The sequence below is a fragment of the Streptomyces flaveolus genome (assembly GCF_044765825.1).
GTDB classification, from domain to species: Bacteria; Actinomycetota; Actinomycetes; order Streptomycetales; family Streptomycetaceae; genus Streptomyces; species Streptomyces flaveolus.
The window spans coordinates 181,561-202,207 of the sequence record NZ_JBIWKU010000002.1; the positions used below are offsets into that span (position 1 = coordinate 181,561).

Below are 20,647 nucleotides of genomic sequence, written 5' to 3' on the forward strand. Positions count from 1 at the left end.
CTTCCGGGTGGGGCGGCACGCTGACACGCATGCAGCGTCCTTCGGTGTGGTTGGATCTTGGGCTCGCGATCGCGCTTCTGCCGGTGTCGACCATGCTTATCGTCTGGCTCGGAATGCATGTGATGTTCTCGGGTGATGACTTCGGATCTCCCGGCATTCGCACTGCCCGTGCTGGGCGGCGCGGGGCATGGATCAGCGGTTGTGCAGCGGTTGTGGCGGGTGGCGGGTTGATGGGCCTGCGATTGTGGACTGCCGGGTCCGTTCACCTGCTCGTTCTCGGTGCGGCGGCTGTTTTGTTCGCCGCCGTGGCTGTGCAGCATGGTTGATCACAGGAGTCGCCGGTACCAGATCAGAGCGCTGGCGAGGACGTGCGAGGACGACCAGTACCACCTCGTGGAGCGGCTTTCCGGAGCCATGTCCGGGGTCTGCTCGGGCTCGTCTGCGGTGCTCGCCAGGGTCGAACTGAGCCTGTGGGGTCAGGTGGTCTGGCGGAGTGCGCTGACCAGTGCGCGCGGGTCGTCGGCGTGGAAGCGGATGGTGTGGGCCTTCTCCGTCGCGCCGAGCGGGCGGGTGAAGGGCAGTGGCCGGTTCAGTCTCAGGGTCACGGAGGTCTGGCTGCCCACGATCAGGTCGAGGACCCCGTGTTCGGAGAGGGTGATCAGGCGGCCTTCGGGGTAGCGCCGGTCGACTTGGACCGAGGCGACCGCGTCCGCCGGTACGGCGAGGTCGAAGAGGGCCCCGTAGCGGATCCGCACAGAGCCGTCGGCGTGCACGACGTGCGGCCGAGTGACGCAGGCGGCGTGCAGGCCCAGTACGAGGGCGACGCTGTACAGGTCGAGTACGAGGATCACCCGGTGGACGACGGGCCAAGGGATGAGGAAGGCCAGCCCCACCGTTTCGATGACCCCCACGAAGAGCAGCCCGTACATCATCGCGGTCTGGGGTCCGGTGTACGCGGCGGCGAGATCCCCGGGGCGCACCCCATGGGTGCCGCGCCGGGCCCAACGGCCCAGGGAGGCGAGGGCGCGCAGTTCGTGGAGGACCAGGCGGCGGATCGTCACCGGCACCGTCTCCTGTACTGCGGCCCGCCGCGCCGCCCGGCGGTCCGCACCGCGGGCGCGGGCGGCGTTGTACAGCGAGCGCAGCACGCAAGCCTCCAGCAGCAGCACCGCGAGCACCAGCGCCTCGGCGCCCGCCAGCACCCACCCCGGCAGCCGGACCCCGGCCACCAGGCAGACCACCAGGGCCAGTTCCCCCGGCAGCACGCCCGCCACCGCGGCCCGGGCCGCCTGTACGCCCCGGATCCCGCCGCTCATCCCCGGCCCCTCTCCATGAACGCGTCCATGAGTCGGCTCACTACTTCCGCCTGCGCGGGGGCGTACTCCCCGAGCAGCGCCTCCTTGAACCCGGTCAGGACCACCCCGTCCGCGGGGATTGCGCCGAACAGCTCGTCGGGGACGGCTGCCATCAGGTCAGCTGCCAGGGGTGCGACCCGCGGATCGTCGGCAGGCGCTTCGGCGAGCGCGTCGAGACGCTCATACAGTTCGACGACCGCAGGATCGGTGACCAGCGTGCCGAGCAGCGCCAACATCTCTTGGTTACCGGAGCCGTCCACCATGCCGTCCACCAGCGTGAGGTACTCGCGATCCTTCGCCGCGCTCGGCGAGTCCGTCCGGGGCGCCTGAACCAGCAGGGCGGCAAGGCCGGGAGAGACGGGTCCTGTCGCGCCGGGCGGCTCGGCGAGCAGTGCACCGAGGCGACGGCGGCGCTCTTGGATGTCGGCTTCCTGGCGGGCCAGGTCGGCGTCGAGGTCCTTCAATACCTCGGCCAGTTCGCGTCCGTCATCGTCGGCGAGAGCGTCGCGCACTTCATCGAGGCTGAGACCGAGTTCGGTGAGCCGGCGCACCCTGGCGAGCAAGACGGCGTCGCGGATGCTGTAGGCCCGGTAACCGTTGGGACGCCGCTCCGGTTCCGGAAGCAGTGCGACGTGGTGGTAGTGCCGGATTGCCCGGGTGGTGAGCCCGACGAGCGCGGCGATCTCTCCGATTCGCATGCCTTCAGTAGAAACCCTGCCGTTGCGTCAAGGTCAAGGTCCGCATCGGTGGGCCAAGAACAACAGGCCTGATTCCCGGGAGTTTGTAGTCGGGCGGTACGGTGCCGCCGGTACCGTAAGTGGCCACATCCCCAGCCCGGACGGCGGCGATGGCAAGGATCCGGCTGGCGCCATGATCGTCGAGAAATTCTTCACCGACCCCATCACGGGCTACCAGCTCGGTGCGCCCCACATGATGGCCACCGCCAACGCGCACCTGCTGAAGGACCAGCCTGTCACCGAGTCCGACGCCAACGGGGGCGACGTGGGCGGATGGGCCGGAGACCTCATGACGTTCTGGGTCGACTGGCGTAACTCGGAACAGCGGTACGCCGACCCGAAGCAGTTCGCCCACGACCGGCTCGCCGTGCCCGGTGTCGCCTCCACGTTTGGCTTCAACGACCTCATCGAGGACGCGGACGGTTACCTGCTGGCTCAAGCCGTGCGCGGCGGCAAGAACATCGTCGACGCCCTGAAGGACCACTACAACGGTTCCGGCGGTCTCAAGCGGTTCAGCTCCTACTTCGATGGGCGCTGGGGCACCGCGGCCAACTGCAAGACCTCCGCCCACCACGCGCTGACCGACCTGGAGAAGACCCTGTCGGCGGCCCAGCTACGGCTGATCACCCTCGCGGGCGCCGCCATGCCCAACGATTACGCTCTGCTGCCCGGTGGCAGCGCCAAGCTCGCCGCTCGCTCTGGTCGTCTCCCTCGTCTCCCTCGCCGCGCTGGTGCGGTTCGCCGCAGCGCGGCGCCCTTCCTCGCCTGCAGAGGAAAATTCATCGTGCAACTGACCGGACCCTCCCATCGTCGCTCACCATCGGCCGTCGCGGGTCCGGGCCGGGCATGTCTCGGCTACAGGTCGAACTCCACGTGCCTCGACATCCGTGAACTCGACCTCCAAGCCCGCGGCGCGGCGGCCGCCGTCGCGGAAGTAGACCTCGCCGAGCGCTTCGGCCCGCGAGGGCGCGCAGCTGCTGAACGCCGGCGCCTTGATCCTGGGCGTCGAAGAGGCAGGCGGCGTGCTGCGGGGGCAGGGCGAGGGTGAGGTGGCGGATGCGGGCGTCGTCGGTGGTGCCGGAGGCTGCGGTGAAGCCGAAGCGGGCCCGGGCCTTGAGGACCAGACCGGTGCTGATGGCGGCCTGCTTGCCGGCTTGGGCGCGGATGCGGGGCTGCCAGCGCTGGCGTACGGCGTCCTCAAGACGCTGCGCGAGGTCGGCGCGGGGACGGCGGATCTGGTCCTTCACGTAGCGCTCGACGGTGCGCTGCGAGACGGCGAGCAGGTCGGCCACGGCGCGGGTGCCTTTGAGCTGTTTGACGAGGTAGCGCATCTGGGCGCCGGCGGACTTGGGGATGGGGCGGGTGAAGGCCTGTTGTACTGTGACTGAGCGCTTCAGATGGCGCCATCCGCCAGATCGAGCGCTCAGCCTCCATCCGACCCGGAACGGTTCACCGTGACCGATCTCGAAACGAGCTTCACGGACTACCCCTGGTCTGGGCATGATTCCCACCGTGCATATGGACAGGGGCCATCGCGGGCAGGGACGGTACGCGCTGACGGACACAGGAAGCGGCCACGTCTGGGGCGTCTGCGCCGAGGTGGAGGGATTTTTCCGGGAACCCCTGCGCGGGACGTACGAGCTGTTCGGCTGGGCTCCGGATGGAGCTGAGGTCCCGCGCGGCTGGGTCGGTAGCAGGGTGTGGCTGGTGCCGGAGGACAGAACGCTCGATGCCTGGCTGCTGGAGGACGCGGAGAGTCTCGGGCAGTACCCGGGAACGGACGGTCTTGTGCTCACCGGTCTGGACGACTACGTGGGCCCGCCCGAGGGGCACCGAGGGCCTGTCCGGCTGCACGACGGGTACCGGTGGCTGGGTTCCTGCCGGGAGTTCGCCCGCGTCCTGCCGCCCGAGCAAGAGGAACCTCCTCTCGTCCTGCGGGGGCTTGTCCCGAGTGATCGGCTACGGCGGGCACTGGCTACGGGCACCCGGCACACACTGGACCTGGAGGAGGTCTGGCTTGAGATACGGGACGACCGGGGCGAACCGCTCACCGATCGACTGCTGCGACCCAAAGTCCGTACGTGGCAGCCGTCCTCCCGCGGGACGGAGCTGATTGATCTGGAACTCGACGGATACCTCGCACCCGTACCGGGATACGCCCGGCCAGTATGGGAGCGCTGGCTTGCCGGCCCGCCGGACGCCCCTGGTGCTTGGGCCGGGCTCGAGACCCGCCAGCGTGGGGCCTGGCTCGATCTCGTCCGGGAGCGGGGCTGTCGGCTCAAGCACCAAAACCGTGCCGGACACGCGTACGAGCTGGATGGCCGGCACATCACGGACGAGCCGGGCCTCTACCTGGCACTCGGCGAGGCCGTCAACGGGCCGGGCGGCTACTTCGGCGGCTGTTTGGACGCCCTCGCGGACTGTCTGCGCGGCAACTTCGGCTATACCGCTGCCGCGACCTTGGTCTGGCGAGACGCTGCGACTGCACGCGAGCACCTGCCCCGCGTCCTGGCGCCAGAGGGTGAGCAATATGACCTGGTCGCCCTGGTGATCGAAGTTCTGACCGCGGGCGGGATGCACGTGACCCTCACGTGAACTGGCCGAGCTGCCGCGGTAGTGACTCCAACGCTGCTGCCGGTCCGTTGGGCTACGTACGCGCCTGATACGGGAGCCCAACTGGGCGCTGATGCCGACGGAGGGATCAGTCAGCGGCGGACAGCCTGTGCCACCAGTGACTGCAACCGTTCGAGCAGTAGCGCTCGCGGCGTCTTCCGTCGGCGATTGCTAGCACCGCGACCAGCAGCCGGAAGGCCTTCCGGCGTTCGTCGCGGGGAGTCAGAGAGGCGATCTTCCCCAGTTGATCGTCTATCCGACCACGCGTGATCAGCACCGCCGGCGTGTGCGTCGGGCGCAGACCGGCACGGCGGATGCCCTCCGGCCCGTCCTCGGCCACGGCACGTGCCTGGACACAGTGGTGGCGCAGAAACAGCAGGGCCTCGGACTGCTCCTCTGGGGCGAGAGCGTCGAACCATGCGATGCCCTGTGACATCGGGCGGAGCCCCTGGGCAAGCTCGTTGAGTATGACGTCGCGTTCGGTCACGCCGGTCCCCCATCGGGCAAGCGGCGCTTCGCCTCGCTTCGCCGCGGAGTCGAGGTCAGTGGAACCAGGTAACGAGTCGCACATGCTCTGCTCCATGGAGTTCGCTGAGTGTCCGCATCACGCTCCATGCGGCGTCACACAGTGGGTTGGGACAGATCCACCGCCAGGCGCCGGTGCCAGAGCAGATGGACAGCGTGTGCGCGGGCCACCGCCGGCAGCGAAGTGCCCTCCACCAGCTCGACGAACCGCCGGGGACGCTCGGCAACCAACTCCAGCAGTTCGCCCTCCAAGCCGAGCCGGTCACTCATGGCGCGGCGCCGGGCGGACAGGGCATCCAGCCCGGTCACCATGTGACGACGCCAGCCCGTCACCACCACGTAGCGCCGCCCGGCCGCAGCTGCCGCCTGCTCGGCCGCGGCGAACTTCACCGGTGGGCGGCGGCGGGCCGAGCGGGCGGGCCCAGGCGGGCGGGGCGGTGGCGAGAACATGTCCGCGATCGGCGAGTGAGCGGGCCAGGATGCGGTGGCGTTCGGCGAGGTGCGCGACCCAGTGGTCCGGGGTGCCGGGGTGGGCCATGGCGTGCCGGTCAGCGACCCAGTCGGGTATCTCGCCCCGGTGGCTGGGCCGGTACGGAGGATGGTCGGGCAGGCGCTCGCGCAGCCGGAGTTCGGCGGCGATCTTGTCGGTGACGGCGTCGGCGCGGGCCAGCGCCGCCCGGGCCATCTGCTGCCGGCGGGGCGTGGCCGTGCGCCGGGCCTGGACGGTGCCGGCTCGAGCGGCCAGCGAGGTCGCACCGGCCTGCTCGCGCTGGTAGTCCTCATGTGCGCGATCGCGCCAGGGCAGGGCGCGGCGGAGCTGGGACTCGTGGGTGAGGTCGGCGATGACGCGCCGCGCGGTCTCCGACAGCGGGGCCCGGGCCTCCTGCGCGCTGCGGATCTGCAGGCGGACAGAAGCGAGTTGGGCGGCGAGCTCGTCGCGGGAGAGGTCGCCCATCGGCCGCTGGTCCCAGGCGGGGTGGGTGTGGCCGGCGCGGGTGGTGACCGGGGCGGGCTGGTGGGTGAGGGCGGCATCGGCGGCCTTGAGAGCTTCGCGGGCCACGGCGCGGTGCGAGGCGGCGGGCCGGTTCAGGGCGTGCAGCTGCGTCAGAGTGAGATGGGTCAGGGGGCGGGGGCGGTCGTCCTACTGGGCAACGGATCGGGTCCGGTGGTGTCTGCGTTCAGCGCGGTGCGCAGGCTGTACCCCCGCCCCGGCTGGCGGGGGCAGGGGCCACGGCCTGGGTGTGAGACGGGGCGGGGGCGGAGACGACGAGTCAAGCCGCGCTGGCAGCGCCGGACGCGGTACCTCTCGCCGGTCCGGGAGACCCCCAGATCAGGGAGTGATCTGCCGTGGAACAATCCGTGGAGGAACGCGTGTAGGGGGCATCATGCGGCGGGGACGTTGGGCGTTGGCTTGTGCGCTGATGGTGGTTGTTGCATCCACCGTGACTGGATGCTTCGCTCGCTATGGGGCGTGTCCAGGGGAGGACGGCCGGCCCGGTGGCCTGACGGCTGAGAACCTGGTCGGCACCTACCGGAACCCGTGGGGAAGTTCGGTAACCCTGCGGGGCGATGGCTCCTTCACGGCGGTGGCGTGGCCTGCCGGCCTCGATGAGGCGACCGGGCCCTTGGACCAGAGAAGAGGCAGCGGCCGGTGGGAACTCAGCGACGGCGGTGACTATGAGTTCGACGTTTCGCTGTCTTTCGATGAGATCAGCGACTATGACATCGACCCCGACAGTTATGGGGACGGTTTCGACATCAGCGGCAGCCGTGACGATCTGCGGCTGTATGCATGGGTCGGTGACCCCGATGACTGCACCAACATGAGCACTTTCACCAGCGAGCCGCCAGCCTGACCCTGCTGATCCCCCGGCCGGTGAACGAGTGGCTGTGCCCGGCACGCTCGCTGCACGCACTGCAGTTCGTAGTCCTGAAGCGACTGTCTTGGTGGTGGCGCTGCATGGGGCTGGTCACATGCAGCGTTCGGGGCCTTCCCAGCTGGTCAGGGGTTCCGTCTCACTCATCGGCATGCTCTCGAAAACGATCGGCCCGGCATAGAAGACGCCGCTGCCCGGTCCGAACATGTCTTCTCCGACCAGGTACCGGTACATCCACTCGGAGAACGACATGCCGTACTCCTAGTAGAGCGCCTCGTTACCGTCGCAGGAGAAGAGCCCCCACGCGCCCGTGCCTGCGTCGGCCAGACCGAAGAGGTTCTCACCGCGGTCGGTGTCGAGCAGCGGAATGAGGCCGGAGGGAGCGCCGAAGGACGCACCGGGGAAGCCGCGGCGCTCGAGGTCCTGCAGATCACTGCGGGAGAACGCTTGGATCGTCTCCGTCATCCAAGCCCGCAGGTTCCACCGGCGCGTGGAGGGGTGGTGGAGGTAGAGATGCACGTTCAGTTGCACCGGAGCGTACTTGCCGACGATTTCCTTGTAGTCGTCAGGCAGCCGTACCCCCAACTCGTCTTCAAGTGCACGCCTATTCGCAGGAGGCGCACAGTGTGCTCCGCCCTCCCCCAGCATGCTGATGACGGAGTCGGTAAAGCTGTGCGGCACTGCTACCCCCGGCGTCTGTGCAGAGGACCTGGTCGTCCGCCCACTCTCCTGGTGGGGTCGGATGGGTCGCGTACCTGTGATCCTGCTGCAGTGAAATGACGGTGATTGTATGCGCGACGCGCAGCGCGGGGCCGGTGACAGTCCTGGCAGGTCTGGTCCGGGTCGCAGCCGCAGCGGCAGTGGAAGTCGCGACAGCCGGCCAGGTGGTCGGGCTCGTGGGTGAGGGCGGGGAGGGTGGCTGCCCCCCGGGACAGTTCGGTGAAGTCCCGGTCGGCTATGGCGTGGCCGTTGGCGTGCAGCGGCATGGGGCGGGCCCTTTCGTGGCGGGGCCGAGGCGGGTGGTGCCGGGGCCATCACACTCGCGGGCACGCCGCTAGCGGTGCAACGGCGCGGGGGAAGCGAGGAAGCGCTCATCGCGCCGACGGGCTGCGCGGCGGCGCCGATACGGCGGTCGGTCTCGGCGCCTTGGTGCGCGGGCGCATCCAAGGGCCACCGGCGCCCGTCCGAGCGGCACCGTTCCTGGACACCGCAGCCATCGGGCCGGGGCGCGAAGGCTGCGGTGTCCGCTGTTGCGGGCAGGGACCGGTGTCAGGCTATGGTGATGTGCTGGGTGTCACCGGCCTTGCGGTGTCTGCTGATGGGGCTGAGTGTCTCGATGCCGTCGGCGTCGATGATGGCGGCGACCTGGTCGTCTGCCACGGGGATCTGTGCCTGCCCAACATCATCCTCGAATCCGCGGACCCTAAAGGGTGTTGCACAAGGCTGCGAACTGGGCATCTCCCTTGTATGGCTGGGGTCTTGAGGGCCGAGCGAGTGTGGGTGGAGACGTTCACGGGGCTGCGGGTGACGCAGTTTTCGCGGTTACTCAAGGCAGTGCGGGAGCGCGGCGGCAACGGCACGATGCAGGGCCGGCCGTGGAGCCTGCCGCTGGCCGAGCGGGTGCTGCTGGTCGCCGTCTACTACCGGACGAACCTGACCATGCGGCAACTGGGACCGCTGTTCGGAGTGTCCTCGTCCACCGTGTGCCGGGTGATCCAACGTCTCGGGCCGCTGCTGGCCATCGAGCCCGTCTCGCGTCCGGCCGACGCCGCGGAGCGGTTGTGGATCGTGGACGGCACTCTGGTCCCGGTCCGCGACCGCAAGGTCGGCGCTTCCAGCCGCAACTACCGCTTCTCCGCGAACGTGCAGGTCATCGTAGATGCCGACACCCGTCTCGTGATCGCAGCGGCCCGGCCGGCGCAAAGAGCCGGAACTCGCAAATCGGAGGCGGGGGGACCCACCAGAGCTGGGAATGGAGTGGGCGTAACACCGTGGCCGTGAGACGTAGCCCCTAACGGCCACAAGAGCGAGCCCCGGACTACCAAGGCGAGGGCGGCGTACGAGCATCAGCTGGCTGAGCTCTGACACCGACGATCACCCGGTGACACCTGGGTCAAGCCCGGAGCTGTCCTTGCTCCGTCGCAGATCAGGTGATCTTTACTGCCCGCCTTCCTACGGTCGACCGGTGCCGGCCGGCGGTGGAAGCCCTGCGAGCTGCGGGCCCGACCCGCCGGGGCCTCCTCTCTCTCAATGCACGCTATTCCTGCAGTTCAGCCCCGACTGTCAGACCCCTTCCGTAGCGTTGTAAGTCCTACTCGTGGCGGCTTGGGGGGCGAGACCACCAATGGACGACGAGTTCAGAGCGACAGCGACGAAGACCTCTTCCGTAACCCCGTCTACTACGAATCGGCCGACCGCAACCTTGACCTGGCCCGTCCCGACCTCGGCGTTCCGCAGGGCCAGGATCTTCTGAACGTGCTCCTGCGTATGCGAAAGCGTCGTGTCCCCGTCGAAAGGCGCGGGCTCATCTGCCCCGACTGCTGGGACCTCCGCGGTCGGCGCGTCCCCATGTACCTCGTCCAGCGTGACGGCGTATGGCTTGCCTCTCACTACCGGAAACCTGGGGAGAAGCCCATCAGTCATGAGTCTGATGAGCACCTCGCCCGCAAGGAGCGCGTCGCGAAGGACTCCGAAGATCACGGCTTCCATGCCGACATCGAATCGCAGACCGCCGACGGGCACACGCGCCTCGATGTACGCATCAACGGCGCCAACGGCATCGTCCTGGGCTACGAACCTCAGCTGAGCTCCCAGACAGCCCGCGGAATGCGTGCACGGGAGGGGTTCCGGCGCCGCGGCGGTGTTCAGTCAGTGTGGGACTTCGCCGACCCCGACCACGCAGGCATCGGCACCGTCCCTTACGTCCGTACGCCCAACCTGCCGGCCTCCGTCATCCGCGTGCAGAAAAATCCCATCGCGGTCCAGGACGGCAACTTCGTTCTGGAGGAGGGCCAGTGCAGCCAACTCGGCATCCGCCGGGCGGGACAGCACGGCCTCCACCCGAGGCACCGGAAGCACCGTCTCTCCTTCGGAGTACTGACACTTCCAGCCCTTCTCCGCGACCAGGTCGAGGATGGCCTGCCAGTCCTCAATCGAGGCATTCGGGACACGCACGTCCGGCAACGAGCCCATCAAGCCCGGATCGAAGAAGGAACTCACGTCATCCCACAGCAGATCAGCCACGCCGCCATGCTGCCCGGCTCGCCGACCCAACGCACCCCCGTTTCCCTTGACCAAAGAGATAGGGGCACCCCCCCCGCTGCATCATCTGATGCCAGAACCACCTATCCGGTTCGGGTGGAGGTCTCGTATTCCCGCCCGCCATGTCAGTCCCGGTGCCACAGTGGGCACAGCGCACCCAGCATCCCTTTTCCTAGGAGCCGACGTGGCCCAAAGCACCGCCTTCCGCACCAGCACCAAGCAGGGGCAGACCCGCGGCACCTTTCTGCCGGGGCTGGAGGTCAGGGCAGCACGGTCGCCGCGTCGGTGAGCGCGGTCCAGGAGCGTGCGGCGGCCTTCGGACTGTCGCCGTCCTGGGTGTGCTCCAGGGTGTTCTGTCCGGCGATATCGGGGGCGGAGCCGTGGGACGCCTGGGCCATGGCGGTGGTGGCGGAGGAGTTGATGGAGGGGGCGGTGCCGAGCGAGCCGGAGATCTCGCTGGCCTCTCGGCCTCTCCTCTGCACAAGACTCGGTCCGGGAGCGCACCCGGCATCAGGGGAAGGCAGGGGATGGACACGACCACGATCGTGATCACCATCGGTTCGGTCATCAACGCCAAGGCGTTCGCGTTGTGGAGGCTCTGGTTGCGCCCCCGGCGGTGAACGTGCGTCCCGTCCACGGGTGCTCGCCTTCAGCCGGCGCCAGCAGTCCGGCGAGCGCGGCCGTCGCAGCGCGGGCGAGCGGGCTCGGCCATCGCCCGGTCGGTGGTCGCCGGGCACAGGACGAACGGCGCGCCAGCACCCCATCGGCGAACAGCGCCTCCAGCCGGGCACGCCGTGCTCGGTACGGCTCGTCCAGGAGCGGGCCGTCGGCCGAGTCGAGGACGTCGAACCCGATCAGGTGCGCCGGGGAAGGCGAGCAGGTCACCTTCGACGTGACCCAGGGGCAGAAGGGCCCCCAGGCCGAGAACATCGTCCGTCGCAGCTGACACCGGAAAATGCACGCCGCCCCGCGAGAACCACTGTGTAGAGTGGCTTCACCGACGCGGGGTGGAGCAGCTCGGTAGCTCGCTGGGCTCATAACCCAGAGGTCGCAGGTTCAAATCCTGTCCCCGCTACTGATCGACGGGCCCGGCATACAGCCGGGCCCGTTGTCGTCTCCGGCGAGACGACGTTGGCGGGGAGATACGACGTGACACCAGGGCGGCGCAGCGCTGACCAGTCGGGCGTGCCCGCAGATGACAATCCGCGCGTCGTCGAATGTGCTCATCTGGGTCTCGATCACCGTAGAGCGGCCGGCCACCACCGGGACCGTTTCCACCCCACTCCCGGGGCGGTCAGGAGCACCCGTCCACCCTGCCCCGTCCGCTTCCATCAGGTCACGGTGCACACCGGCCGAGGAACGTCGACCACGGTGAGATCGCTGATCACGATGCGGTGATCTTCGGTGGGCGTATGCAGCCTGCAGCTACGGAAGTTCACACCTCGGCCGAGGATGTAGTCGAACTTGGCAGCCTTGGTGGGGTACCCAGGCCCGGTCTTCGGAAGGGTCTTGTTGCACCGAGGGTCCTCGACCGGACCGCAGAACCGGTCGACGTCCTTGAACCCGGCCTGCCAGATCGGGTGCATGACTCGTGTGACGTACGGTCGGGTGTTGAAGTCACCGAGAATTAGTGCACGAGGGTGCGGCCGCGCGGCGGCAGCCAGTTCTGTGGCCTGCAGCTTTCTCAGGTCTTCGTGGCCCGGTGCGCTGAGGTGCGTGTTGAACACCCGGACCCACTGGCCGTCGAGCTTCGTGGTGAAGGATTGCATGCCACGCGCCTCCGACCATCCCTCGTCGTCGCTGTAGCCCTTCTTGTTGTGCGCCCTGATCGTAGTGCCCTTGGCGTAGATGATCGCCGTGCCCAGTCGGCCTGGGCATCCGATGTTCAGGGCGGACAGCCCGCTTCGGTACTCGTATCTGAACCCCGCTTCGTTGAGTTGCCGAACGGCCTCACGCACCTCGTTCAAGCACGACTCCTGCAACGCGACCACCTGTGGCCGGAAGGTCTTGATCTGTTCTGCGATGGCCTTCGGCGTACCAAGGTCCTGCCCGTTCGTGTTCCACGTCATGAACCGATTGGGGATCGGCTTCAGAGGTTCCTCGGCGGCGGGCACCCCCTCCCGGGCCTGCTGGGCGGCGGTGGCGGGCACCGCCAGTCCGACTATGGCCACGCCGGCCAACGCGGCAATTGCTCTTTTGCTGTTCAACAAGAAGCCCTCCGGTAGTGGTTCAGGAACGAGCCGGCCAGCTGCCGCAGCGAAGGGGTCCACACATGGAAGACACTGGCCGGGTGGCGCTTCAGAGCCTGATGGAGCAGCACCGCACGAACAACGTCAGTCATCTGTCCCGGACGGTTGCCGTCCTGTCCGGCCTGCTCAGCGGCCTGTCCGGGACAGTCAGGCTGGTGGCTCCGTCACCGGTACGGGGGCGTAACCGCAGGACCGCCTGGCCGCGCACGAGACCGAGGGTGGCCATTACGTAGCAGACCCGCCTGGCTCGGGGACCGGCTCACCGGTATGCCCCTGCGGACTTCAGCCACGGCCCGCAACGCCCGGGCCCGGCCGACCCACCGGCGTCAGTTCTCGGACGGGATACGGGCAGCGATCCCTTTCGCCAGCCGGACCGCTTCCCGCGACAGCGGCCCGCCCTCCTTCGCGACCGTCACCACCAGGCGCAGCACGTCGTAGGCCTCCTCGAGCGTCAGCAGCGCCAGGCGCTCCGCCGTCTCCATCGGCATGGAGAGGATCTCGTCCAGGGCGCTCCCGTCGAGGCCGCTAGAGTGGAACTCGTCGTGACGAGCGCACAGGAGTCAGACGCCTTGGGGCGGAACCCGGCGACTTCGGCCGCAACCGATTCCGCCCCCGGTGCTAAGGATTCGAGGTCAACCATGTGGCGGCAAGAGCGACCGATGCAAGGAGCGGCTACCGCCGGTAAGCTTCACTGCCCGCTGACGGAGGCCACGCCGACATGCCTCGGGTTCTGCGAAAAAGGCGCCACGTAGCACGTAGCCAGCAGAACCGCCGCGCCTCTCGCAGGGCGGGGCCGAGACTGGTCAGCGCCACCCCTTCCCCGTGCCGGTCACCGAGCTCGCGGAAGATCCCAGCAGCCTGCGTGAGGACATCGATCGTCTCCTCGAACCGCCCCACCTTCCGCAGGGCGCCGCTGAGATCGGTAAGCGCCGCGCCTTCTCCACCCGCTCATCGAGCTCGCGGTAGATCCCGACGGCCTGCGTTAAAGCGCGATCGCCTCCTCACACCGCTGCATCTGCAGCAGTGCGTCGCCGAGACAGTTCAGCGCCACCCCTTCCCCGCGCCGATCACCAAGCGCGCGGACCTCTCCGACGATATCGGTGATGGCCACCCCGTACTCCACTACGAGGGACAGGTCGACTGACGGCCTGCTGCTCGCCGGCCTCCGCTTTGACCCCGCGGGTGATGCTCGCCGCACGTCCGCCCGGTACCCGCTCCCGTACCGGCCCCATGGTGCGGGCGAGGCCGCCTCCCAGCGTATGGATGCCCGGGACCTCCCGTGCCGTCATCCCGGCGATCGAAGGCCGATGAACTCGACGAGAGCGAGCCGGAGCGCCGCGCCGAGTTCCGGGGAAGATCCACGGTCTCGTGGACGGTGGCATGGCCTCCCGCCTCCCCGAGGACACCCGCCGGCGAGCCGCTAGGGATCTGGTGTGCACCATCATGGGACCGATCTACTGGAACTTCGCGGTTCCCAGGATGTGCCGGATCGTGTTGGGGGAAGAGACGGACCAGGCCGCTCTGGCCCGTCGTCGCGAGACGGTAATCGAAGCCGCCTCACGCGTTTTACTCGTCAACCGAAGCCTCGCGCCGCACCGGCCCCGTGCGGGCAGCCCGGGGAACCTTTGTTTCCGCGGCGTTTCGGAGAGGGCTCGGGCCGACATCGAAACGGAGTGCCCGGCGAGTCACCTACGCGCCGTCGCCTCACAGTCGGCAGGCGCGCGACCTGGGGTTTTCCCGGTCGAGAAGAGCGGTTCCAGGGTTCTGAGGTGTCCGTGCGCTGGGCCCAGTCCGTCCGCTGTCTGTCGTATCGTTCCGATTGCGGCGTGGTTCCCCGCACGTCGGGTCGTGCAGCCGGTCCGTCCGCCCGTCCAACGGCTGAACAGGAGTCTTCTTGCCCTCGCCCGATTCCCCCGCGTCCACCGCGCGTGTGCTCCTCGTCGAGGACGACGACCTGATGCGCCGGTCCTTCGCCGTCGCCCTGGAGCGTTACGGCTACGAGGTGCGGGCCGTCGCCGACGGCCTCGCCGGGCTCGAAGCCTTCCGTGAGGACGACTTGGACCTGCTGATCCTCGACGTGATGCTGCCCGGCCTCGACGGGATCGGGCTGTGCCGCAAGGTACGGGAGACCAGCCTGGTGCCGGTCCTGATGATGTCCGCCCGCGGCGACGGGCTGGATGTGGTCGCGGGCCTTGAGGCCGGAGCGGACGACTACGTCGTCAAACCGGTGGAGACGTACGTCCTGGTGGCCCGCATGCGCTCGCTGCTGCGGCGTGCCACGTACGCGCCCGTGACTGCCGAGCGAGAAGCTCAGGCCGGAAGCCAGCCGACCGCCGGGGACGTGCTGGAGTTCGGGGACCTGCGGATCGACACCGCTGGCATGGAGGTCTTCCTCTCCGGCGAGCCGGTGGCGCTCACCCCGACGGAACTCAAGCTCCTGCTGGAGTTCGCCGCCCACCCCGGCATCGTGCTGGAGCGGCACACGCTCCTGCGGAACGTGTGGGAGTACGGCTGGGACGGGGACAGCCGCGTCGTCGACCTGTGCGTGCAGCGGCTGCGCCGAAAGGTGGGCCGCGACCGGATCGAGACGGTCCGGGGCTTCGGATACAAGTTCCGGCGGTGACCGTGCGTCCCCTCCGCGGGCCGTGGGCGGGCCGTACCTCGCTGCGGCGGAAGATCGCCGCGCTCGCCGCGGTCACGGCCCTGCTCGTGGTGACGGCGGTCGGTGTCCTGGTGCATCTGTGGACCGCCCAGGACATCCGCGGCCGGGGCGAGGCGCGGGCGATGAACACGCTGTACGCGGCCATGGACGTCTACCGCCGTACCGGCGTCCTCACCGACGGCGCCGACCTCGACCCCGACGGTCTGCCCGCCGCGCTGCGGGCCCCGGCCGACGGCGAGCGGCACCACATCTATGACGGGCACGTCGAGGGCAACGTCGGGCCGAGTGTCTGGGCGGCCCAGCGCACCGGCGGCCCCGGCAGTCCGGTCCTCGGCGTCCAGATCAATCTGGGCCCGGACCGGGCCAACCTGTCGCGCCTCGACGCGGTCATGGCAGTCGCCTCGCTCGTCGCGCTCGCGGCCGCCGTTCCCCTGGCCGTCTACGGCGCGGGACTCGTGTCCCGGCGACTGGGCCGGGTCGCCGCGACCGCGGCGCGGATCTCCGCCGGGGACCTGGACGCCCGCACGGGACCCACGAAGGGCCGTGACGAGGTCGCGGACATCGCCGCGACCGTCGACCGGATGGCCGACAGCCTCGCGCTGCGGCTGCGCACCGAGCGCCGGTTCACCGCGGACGTGGCCCACGAGCTGCGCACTCCCGTCGGCGGACTGCTCGCCGCCGTCGACCTCCTGCCGCCCGGCGAGACAGAGGGCCTGCTGCGGACAAGGGTGCGCGACCTGCGCGACCTCGTCGAGGATCTCCTGGAGATCTCCCGCCTGGACGCCGGCGCGGAGGAACCGGTCCGCGTCCGGGTGCCGCTGGGCGCCGTGGTCGCCGAGGCAGTCGCCCGCACCGGCCTCGCCACCGAGGTCATCGACCGGTCCGAGGCCGAGGAGGCCGCTGACGGCACCGCGCGGGCGGTGGAGACCGATCCGCGCCGCCTGGAACGGATCGTCGTCAACCTCGTCGTCAACGCCCACCGCCACGGATGCGGCCCAGTCCAGGTCACCGTCGATGGACAGACGGTCGTGGTCCGTGACCACGGTCCCGGCTTCCCGGACGACCTGCTGCTCCACGGCCCGCGCCGCTTCCACACAGGAGCCCGGGCACGCGGCTCGGGTCACGGCCTGGGGCTTACCATCGCCTTCGGCCAGGCCCGGGTCCTCGGTGCCGAACTGCTGCTGGCCAACACCGCAAACGGAGGGGCCGTCGCCACCCTGCGGCTGCCCGCGTGACGAACGGGCCTGGGGTCAGTACGCGGTGGAGCGGGCACTGATACACGGCGGCTCAGGGCCCGATACGTTGCTCCGTCACCCTTCGAAGGCACCGCGTCACATGCCGTGCCCGGTGCGGGACCCACTCCGAGGAGGCCACCATGAGCCCGTTCTTCCGCACCACCGCCCTGGGCGTCGGTGCCCTCACCGCCGTCATGTCCCTGCTGCTCGTCATCGGCGCACTCACCGCGAACACCGCGGCGGGCGAGACGGGACAGCCCGCCGCAGTGCTCGGCGCGATCGGGCTTTTCCTCGGCGGGATGCTCCTGACCGTCGCCGCGCTCGCCCGTAGGGTCCTCGCGCTGGGCGAACGCCGGTAGGGGCGGCGCTCCTACCGGGCCTCCTCGCTGCCCGCGCTCTCGACGCGCGGACACCGCAGGGAGGCCCTTTTCCGTACCCGGCCCGCAACACCTTTGCCGCACGCCCGAGCGACCACCGATACACGGCGGCCCAGACCCCGATACGTTCCCCGGACACCCTTCACGTGCGTCTTTCCGTACGAGAAGAGGAGCCCCATGACCGCCGACCTTCTGCCGCCGCACCCGACGACCGGCATTGCGGCCGCCGCCACCGACCTGACGAAGATCTACGGCAGCGGCGACACCCGGGTGGTCGCCCTGGACCGGGTCAGCATCGCCTTCCGGGAGGGCGAGTTCACCGCGATCATGGGCCCGTCGGGCTGCGGCAAGTCCACGCTGATGCACTGCGCCGCCGGACTCGACTCCCCCACGTCCGGGTCGGTACGCGTCGGCACCACCGAACTCGCCCGTCTCGGGGACCGGGAGCTCACGCAGCTGCGCCGGGACCGGATCGGGTTCGTCTTCCAGGCGTTCAACCTGCTGCCGACGCTGAACGCGCTGGAGAACATCACCCTGCCTCTGGACATCGCCGGACGCCGACCCGACCCCGCGTGGCTGGACCGGGTCGTCTCCATGGTCGGCCTCTCCGAGCGCCTGGGTCACCGGCCCGCCCAGCTGTCCGGCGGTCAGCAGCAGCGCGTCGCCGTCGCCCGCGCCCTGGCCTCCCGACCGGCGATCGTCTTCGGCGACGAGCCCACCGGCAACCTCGACTCCCGCGCCGGCGCCGAAGTCCTCGGCTTCCTGCGCGACTCGGTGCGCGAGCTGGGCCAGACCGTGGTCATGGTCACCCACGACCCCGTGGCCGCCGGGTACGCCGACCGCGTCGTGTTCCTCTCCGACGGGCGCCTCGTCGAGGAGATGACCCACCCCGCCCCGGACCGCGTCCTCGACCTGATGAAGAGCCTGGGCTCCCGCTCCCACGGCGGCTGAGCCGCACCCCGCCGCCCGCCCCGTACCGCCCGGGGACGTCCCCGACTTCCTCGGAATCTCTCGGAAAGCCCTCAAACCCCATGTTGAGAACAGCCCTGCGCAACCTCCTGGCCCACAGGGCCCGGCTGGCCATGACCGTCCTCGCCGTCTGCCTCGGCGCCGCGTTCGTCAGCGGCACCCTCGTCTTCGCGGACTCCACCGCCGCCGCCCATCGCGCCGCCGCGTCGAAGACCTTCGCCGGGATCGACGTCACCGTGACCGGTAAGGCCCCCGAACCCGGTACGCACGACGGGTCGCGGGCCGGCGTGCTCGACGACGCGCTCGTCACGGAACTGACCCGGGTGCCCGGCGTCGCCGCCGTACGCCCGTCGGCCGACGGCTCGGCCACCCTGAACGCGGCGGACGGCAGCCCCCTGCGGGCCGACCGGACCTGGTCCCACCTGGCCGGCGCGTACGTCCCCGGCAGAGACGGCAAGGACAGCCGTTACCCGCTGACCGAGGGCCGCGCCCCCGCGACCGGCGGCGAGATCGCCGTGGACCGCGGCACCGCCGCCGCGGGCGGCTTCCGCATCGGCGACACGGTCACCCTGGCCACGGACGGCCCGGTCATGACCAAGCGGCTGGTGGGCATCGTCACCACCGACGACACCCGCGTCACCGCCGGCGGCACCCTCGTCCTCTTCCACAAGACCACCGCGCAGAAGCTGTTCTCGGCCCCTGGCCACTACACCGGCATCGACCTGACCGCCGCCGCCGGCACCACCGCGTCCGAACTAGCCGACCGGGTCACGGCCGTGCTGCCCGCCGACCGCGCCGAGGCCACCACGGGCCAGGCCCAGGCCACCCAGCAGGCCATCCTCGTCGACACCCTGACCCGCGGCTACGAGAAGGTGCCGATGGTCTTCGCCGGGATCTCCCTCTTCATCGGTTCGTTCCTCATCGTCAACACCTTCACCATGCTCGTGAAACGGCGCACCCGCGAGACCGCGCTGCTCCGGGCGATCGGCGCCTCGCGCCGCCAGGTGTCCCGCTCCGTCCTCCTGGAGGCCCTGCTGGTCGGCCTGGCCGCCTCGGCGGCCGGCTTCCTGCTCGGCCTGGGCATTGCGGCGGTGCTCCCCCAGGTCCTCGGCGGCGACAGCGCCCTGCCCACCGGCCCCCTGGTGATCGGCACGCGCTCGGTCGCCGCGGCGCTCGCCGTGGGCGTCGGCGTCACCGTGCTCGCCGCGTGGCTGCCCTCCCGCCTGGCCGCCAGGATCTCGCCCATGGAGGCGATGCGCACAGCCGAACAGCCGCCTCCGGCACAGCGGTTCCGGCTACGCGACGCGGTGGGCCTCGTTTTCCTCACCCTCGGTACCGGGTGGCTGATTTCGCTCAGCGACGCGCAGGACGCCTCTGAGGAGAACCTGCGCGACGCGATGATCGGCTGCGGCCTGTTCACCGCCGCACTGATCATGCTGGCGCCGCTGCTCGCCGCCCCGGTGATCCGGCTGACGGGGCGGCTGACCGGGCGCCTCGGCGTCTCCGGCCGCCTCGCCCGCGAGAACGCCCTGCGCGACCCGCGCCGCACCGCGGCCACCGCCGCCACCCTGCTGATCAGCACCGGCCTCGTCACCGGCCTCGCAGTCATCGGACACTCCACCGGACAGGCCCTCGACCGCCAGGCCGCGGCCGGGCTCGGCGCCGACTACGTCGTCAGCACCCGCTCTACCATGACGGGCATCGACCCCGGCGCCGTGAGACGGCTGTCCGACATCCCCGGCGTACGCGCCGCTCACCCGATCACCGACTCGACCCTGTTCACCGGCAGCGGCGTCCGCCAGATCTCCGGCGTCGACCCCGCCACCGTGCGCGACACCATGAAGCTCGACTTCATCTCCGGCTCGGCCGAGGACCTGGCCCCGGGCCGGATCGCCATCTCCACCACCCTCGCCCACGAGAGCGGCGTGACCGCCGGCGGCCTGCTGAACGTCCGGCTGGGCCGCGCGGGGGACTTCGCCGCGTACCAGGTCGTGGGCGTCTACAAGGACAACCCCGTCGCCCGCGACGCGCTCGGCAGCCGCAGCGAGGTCGCGGCGAACAGCTTCCTGCCCGACTCCGTCCAGCGCGTTCTGCTGCGCACCGACGACCCGGCAACGGCCGCACTGGAGACCCGGCTGCGCACCGCCGCGGGCAACAACCCCCTCCTCACGGTGCAGGACCGCGAACAGCTCGTCCACGAGGCCGCCGGCACCATGGGCGATCTGCTGGACGTGATGTACGGCATGCTCGGCATCGGTGTCGTCATCAGCGCGCTCGGCATCGTGAACACGCTGGCCATGTCGGTCGCTGAACGCACCCGCGAGATCGGCGCACTGCGCGCCCTCGGCCTGGACCGCGCCGACGTCCGCCGCATGATCCGCCTGGAGGCCCTGACCGTCGCCGGCTTCGGAACCCTCCTCGGCCTATCGGGCGGCCTGTTCAGCGCCTGGGCGGTCGGCTCCCTCGCCAACGGCGCCATCGACCAGTACACCCTGGTCCTGCCCTGGGGAACACTGCTCCTGGTGTGCCTGCTCTCCCTGGCGATCGGCGTCCTCGCAGCCGCCGTCCCCGCCCGCCGGGCCGCCACCCTGAGTCCCCTGGAGGCGGCCGCGAACGCCTGACAACACCCGGCACAGGCCCGGGGGCGACCGCCATCGAGACCGGGGCGAACCGGATCGGCACCCTGCGCCGGGCGTGCCCGGCCGTGCGGCCTCCCTCACCACCGCCGGCGACCCGCCCGACCCCGGCCATCAGTACCGTGTCCCGCCCCTCGGCGGCCGGGGTGAG

Annotated in this window: 20 protein-coding genes, 1 tRNA gene and 4 pseudogenes; 11 read left to right on the top strand and 14 right to left on the bottom strand. The window is 70.0% G+C overall.

The genetic code is table 11. From position 1 onward, the window contains the following. Nucleotides 1–29: 29 nt before the first annotated feature. Nucleotides 30–326, top strand: coding sequence for a hypothetical protein (locus tag ACIRG6_RS05965; protein ID WP_403321055.1), 297 nt, complete (start codon nt 30–32; stop codon nt 324–326). Between the two features lie 150 nt (nt 327–476). Here the strand turns inward: ACIRG6_RS05965 and ACIRG6_RS05970 are convergent, their stop codons facing one another. From ACIRG6_RS05970 to tpg, 3 genes and pseudogenes are all read right to left on the bottom strand, one after another. Continuing rightward, nucleotides 477–1,316, bottom strand: coding sequence for a hypothetical protein (locus tag ACIRG6_RS05970; RefSeq protein WP_403321057.1), 840 nt, complete (start codon nt 1,314–1,316; stop codon nt 477–479). Beyond that, complete coding sequence (locus ACIRG6_RS05975) at nt 1,313–2,053, bottom strand: MerR family transcriptional regulator (protein ID WP_403321058.1); 741 nt, start codon at nt 2,051–2,053, stop codon at nt 1,313–1,315. Before ACIRG6_RS05975 ends, ACIRG6_RS05970 begins: the two co-directional genes overlap by 4 nt. Before the next feature lie 894 nt (nt 2,054–2,947). Beyond that, a pseudogene (gene tpg / locus ACIRG6_RS05980) lies at nt 2,948–3,489 on the bottom strand (telomere-protecting terminal protein Tpg). 103 nt (nt 3,490–3,592) lie between these two features. Between tpg and ACIRG6_RS05985 the strand changes: the two are divergent. Further along, nucleotides 3,593–4,687 carry a barstar family protein gene (locus tag ACIRG6_RS05985; protein ID WP_403321061.1) on the top strand — a complete coding sequence of 365 codons (1,095 nt, stop codon included), beginning with the start codon at nt 3,593–3,595 and terminating at the stop codon, nt 4,685–4,687. A gap of 106 nt (nt 4,688–4,793) precedes the next feature. On the opposite strand, the gene ACIRG6_RS05990 is transcribed toward ACIRG6_RS05985, so the two are convergent. From ACIRG6_RS05990 to ACIRG6_RS06000, 3 genes are all read right to left on the bottom strand, one after another. Beyond that, on the bottom strand, nt 4,794–5,192 hold the full coding sequence (locus ACIRG6_RS05990) for a DUF5958 family protein (protein WP_362497720.1): 399 nt from the start codon (nt 5,190–5,192) through the stop codon (nt 4,794–4,796). A gap of 134 nt (nt 5,193–5,326) precedes the next feature. Further along, nucleotides 5,327–5,500 carry a hypothetical protein gene (locus ACIRG6_RS05995; RefSeq protein WP_403321063.1) on the bottom strand — a complete coding sequence of 58 codons (174 nt, stop codon included), beginning with the start codon at nt 5,498–5,500 and terminating at the stop codon, nt 5,327–5,329. Beyond that, entirely contained in the window at nt 5,493–6,290 is a 798-nt protein-coding gene (locus tag ACIRG6_RS06000) for a hypothetical protein (protein WP_403321065.1), read from the bottom strand. Before ACIRG6_RS06000 ends, ACIRG6_RS05995 begins: the two co-directional genes overlap by 8 nt. 325 nt (nt 6,291–6,615) lie before the next feature. Here ACIRG6_RS06000 and ACIRG6_RS06005 point away from each other — a divergent pair, with 325 nt between their 5' ends. After that, nucleotides 6,616–7,086: a hypothetical protein gene (locus ACIRG6_RS06005; RefSeq protein ID WP_403321066.1), complete on the top strand. Its 471-nt coding sequence runs from the start codon at nt 6,616–6,618 to the stop codon at nt 7,084–7,086. Between the two features lie 114 nt (nt 7,087–7,200). On the opposite strand, the gene ACIRG6_RS06010 is transcribed toward ACIRG6_RS06005, so the two are convergent. After that, nucleotides 7,201–7,359: a hypothetical protein gene (locus ACIRG6_RS06010; RefSeq protein WP_403321068.1), complete on the bottom strand. Its 159-nt coding sequence runs from the start codon at nt 7,357–7,359 to the stop codon at nt 7,201–7,203. Nucleotides 7,360–7,368: 9 nt separating this feature from the next. Continuing rightward, nucleotides 7,369–7,692: a hypothetical protein gene (locus ACIRG6_RS06015; RefSeq protein WP_403321071.1), complete on the bottom strand. Its 324-nt coding sequence runs from the start codon at nt 7,690–7,692 to the stop codon at nt 7,369–7,371. Between the two features lie 882 nt (nt 7,693–8,574). On the opposite strand from ACIRG6_RS06015, the pseudogene ACIRG6_RS06020 reads away from it, so the two are divergent. Continuing rightward, nucleotides 8,575–9,024 (top strand): annotated as a pseudogene (locus ACIRG6_RS06020) (helix-turn-helix domain-containing protein); the annotation flags it as partial. A gap of 366 nt (nt 9,025–9,390) precedes the next feature. Here ACIRG6_RS06020 and ACIRG6_RS06025 read toward each other — a convergent pair. The 3 genes and pseudogenes from ACIRG6_RS06025 to ACIRG6_RS06035 all read right to left on the bottom strand — a co-directional run bounded on the left by ACIRG6_RS06025 (nt 9,391) and on the right by ACIRG6_RS06035 (nt 10,850). Continuing rightward, on the bottom strand, nt 9,391–9,816 hold the full coding sequence (locus tag ACIRG6_RS06025; RefSeq protein ID WP_403321074.1) for a hypothetical protein: 426 nt from the start codon (nt 9,814–9,816) through the stop codon (nt 9,391–9,393). A gap of 303 nt (nt 9,817–10,119) precedes the next feature. Next, nucleotides 10,120–10,350 (bottom strand): annotated as a pseudogene (locus ACIRG6_RS06030) (hypothetical protein); the annotation flags it as partial. Between the two features lie 278 nt (nt 10,351–10,628). Beyond that, nucleotides 10,629–10,850, bottom strand: coding sequence for an isocitrate/isopropylmalate family dehydrogenase (locus ACIRG6_RS06035; RefSeq protein ID WP_403321075.1), 222 nt, complete (start codon nt 10,848–10,850; stop codon nt 10,629–10,631). Between the two features lie 386 nt (nt 10,851–11,236). Between ACIRG6_RS06035 and ACIRG6_RS06040 the strand changes: the two are divergent. Together ACIRG6_RS06040 and ACIRG6_RS06045 are read left to right on the top strand one after the other, a co-directional pair. Next, a pseudogene (locus ACIRG6_RS06040) lies at nt 11,237–11,314 on the top strand (cold-shock protein); the annotation flags it as partial. 55 nt (nt 11,315–11,369) lie between these two features. Then, nucleotides 11,370–11,443, top strand: a tRNA-Met gene (locus ACIRG6_RS06045). A 256-nt stretch (nt 11,444–11,699) separates the two neighbouring features. Here the strand turns inward: ACIRG6_RS06045 and ACIRG6_RS06050 are convergent. From ACIRG6_RS06050 to ACIRG6_RS06060, 3 genes are all read right to left on the bottom strand, one after another. Then, nucleotides 11,700–12,578: an endonuclease/exonuclease/phosphatase family protein gene (locus tag ACIRG6_RS06050; RefSeq protein ID WP_364683436.1), complete on the bottom strand. Its 879-nt coding sequence runs from the start codon at nt 12,576–12,578 to the stop codon at nt 11,700–11,702. A gap of 365 nt (nt 12,579–12,943) precedes the next feature. Then, nucleotides 12,944–13,174 carry a DUF6417 family protein gene (locus ACIRG6_RS06055; RefSeq protein WP_403321809.1) on the bottom strand — a complete coding sequence of 77 codons (231 nt, stop codon included), beginning with the start codon at nt 13,172–13,174 and terminating at the stop codon, nt 12,944–12,946. Nucleotides 13,175–13,599: 425 nt separating this feature from the next. Further along, on the bottom strand, nt 13,600–13,728 hold the full coding sequence (locus ACIRG6_RS06060) for a hypothetical protein (protein WP_403321078.1): 129 nt from the start codon (nt 13,726–13,728) through the stop codon (nt 13,600–13,602). 846 nt (nt 13,729–14,574) lie between these two features. On the opposite strand from ACIRG6_RS06060, the gene cseB reads away from it, so the two are divergent. From cseB to ACIRG6_RS06085, 5 genes are all read left to right on the top strand, one after another. After that, nucleotides 14,575–15,240 carry a two-component system response regulator CseB gene (gene cseB / locus ACIRG6_RS06065; RefSeq protein ID WP_403321812.1) on the top strand — a complete coding sequence of 222 codons (666 nt, stop codon included), beginning with the start codon at nt 14,575–14,577 and terminating at the stop codon, nt 15,238–15,240. Further along, nucleotides 15,237–16,514 (top strand): ATP-binding protein, encoded by a 1,278-nt coding sequence (locus tag ACIRG6_RS06070; RefSeq protein WP_403321081.1) that lies wholly within the window; start codon nt 15,237–15,239, stop codon nt 16,512–16,514. Before cseB ends, ACIRG6_RS06070 begins: the two co-directional genes overlap by 4 nt. Nucleotides 16,515–16,654: 140 nt before the next feature. Beyond that, the gene (locus tag ACIRG6_RS06075; RefSeq protein WP_403321083.1) at nt 16,655–16,873 is read left to right on the top strand and encodes a hypothetical protein; all 219 of its coding nucleotides are present in this window, start codon (nt 16,655–16,657) and stop codon (nt 16,871–16,873) included. Between the two features lie 195 nt (nt 16,874–17,068). Continuing rightward, complete coding sequence (locus ACIRG6_RS06080) at nt 17,069–17,842, top strand: ABC transporter ATP-binding protein (RefSeq protein WP_364683444.1); 774 nt, start codon at nt 17,069–17,071, stop codon at nt 17,840–17,842. Between the two features lie 80 nt (nt 17,843–17,922). Further along, a complete protein-coding gene (locus tag ACIRG6_RS06085) occupies nt 17,923–20,481 on the top strand; it encodes an ABC transporter permease (RefSeq protein ID WP_403321085.1) in 2,559 nt (852 codons plus the stop codon). Nucleotides 20,482–20,647 lie beyond the last annotated feature (166 nt).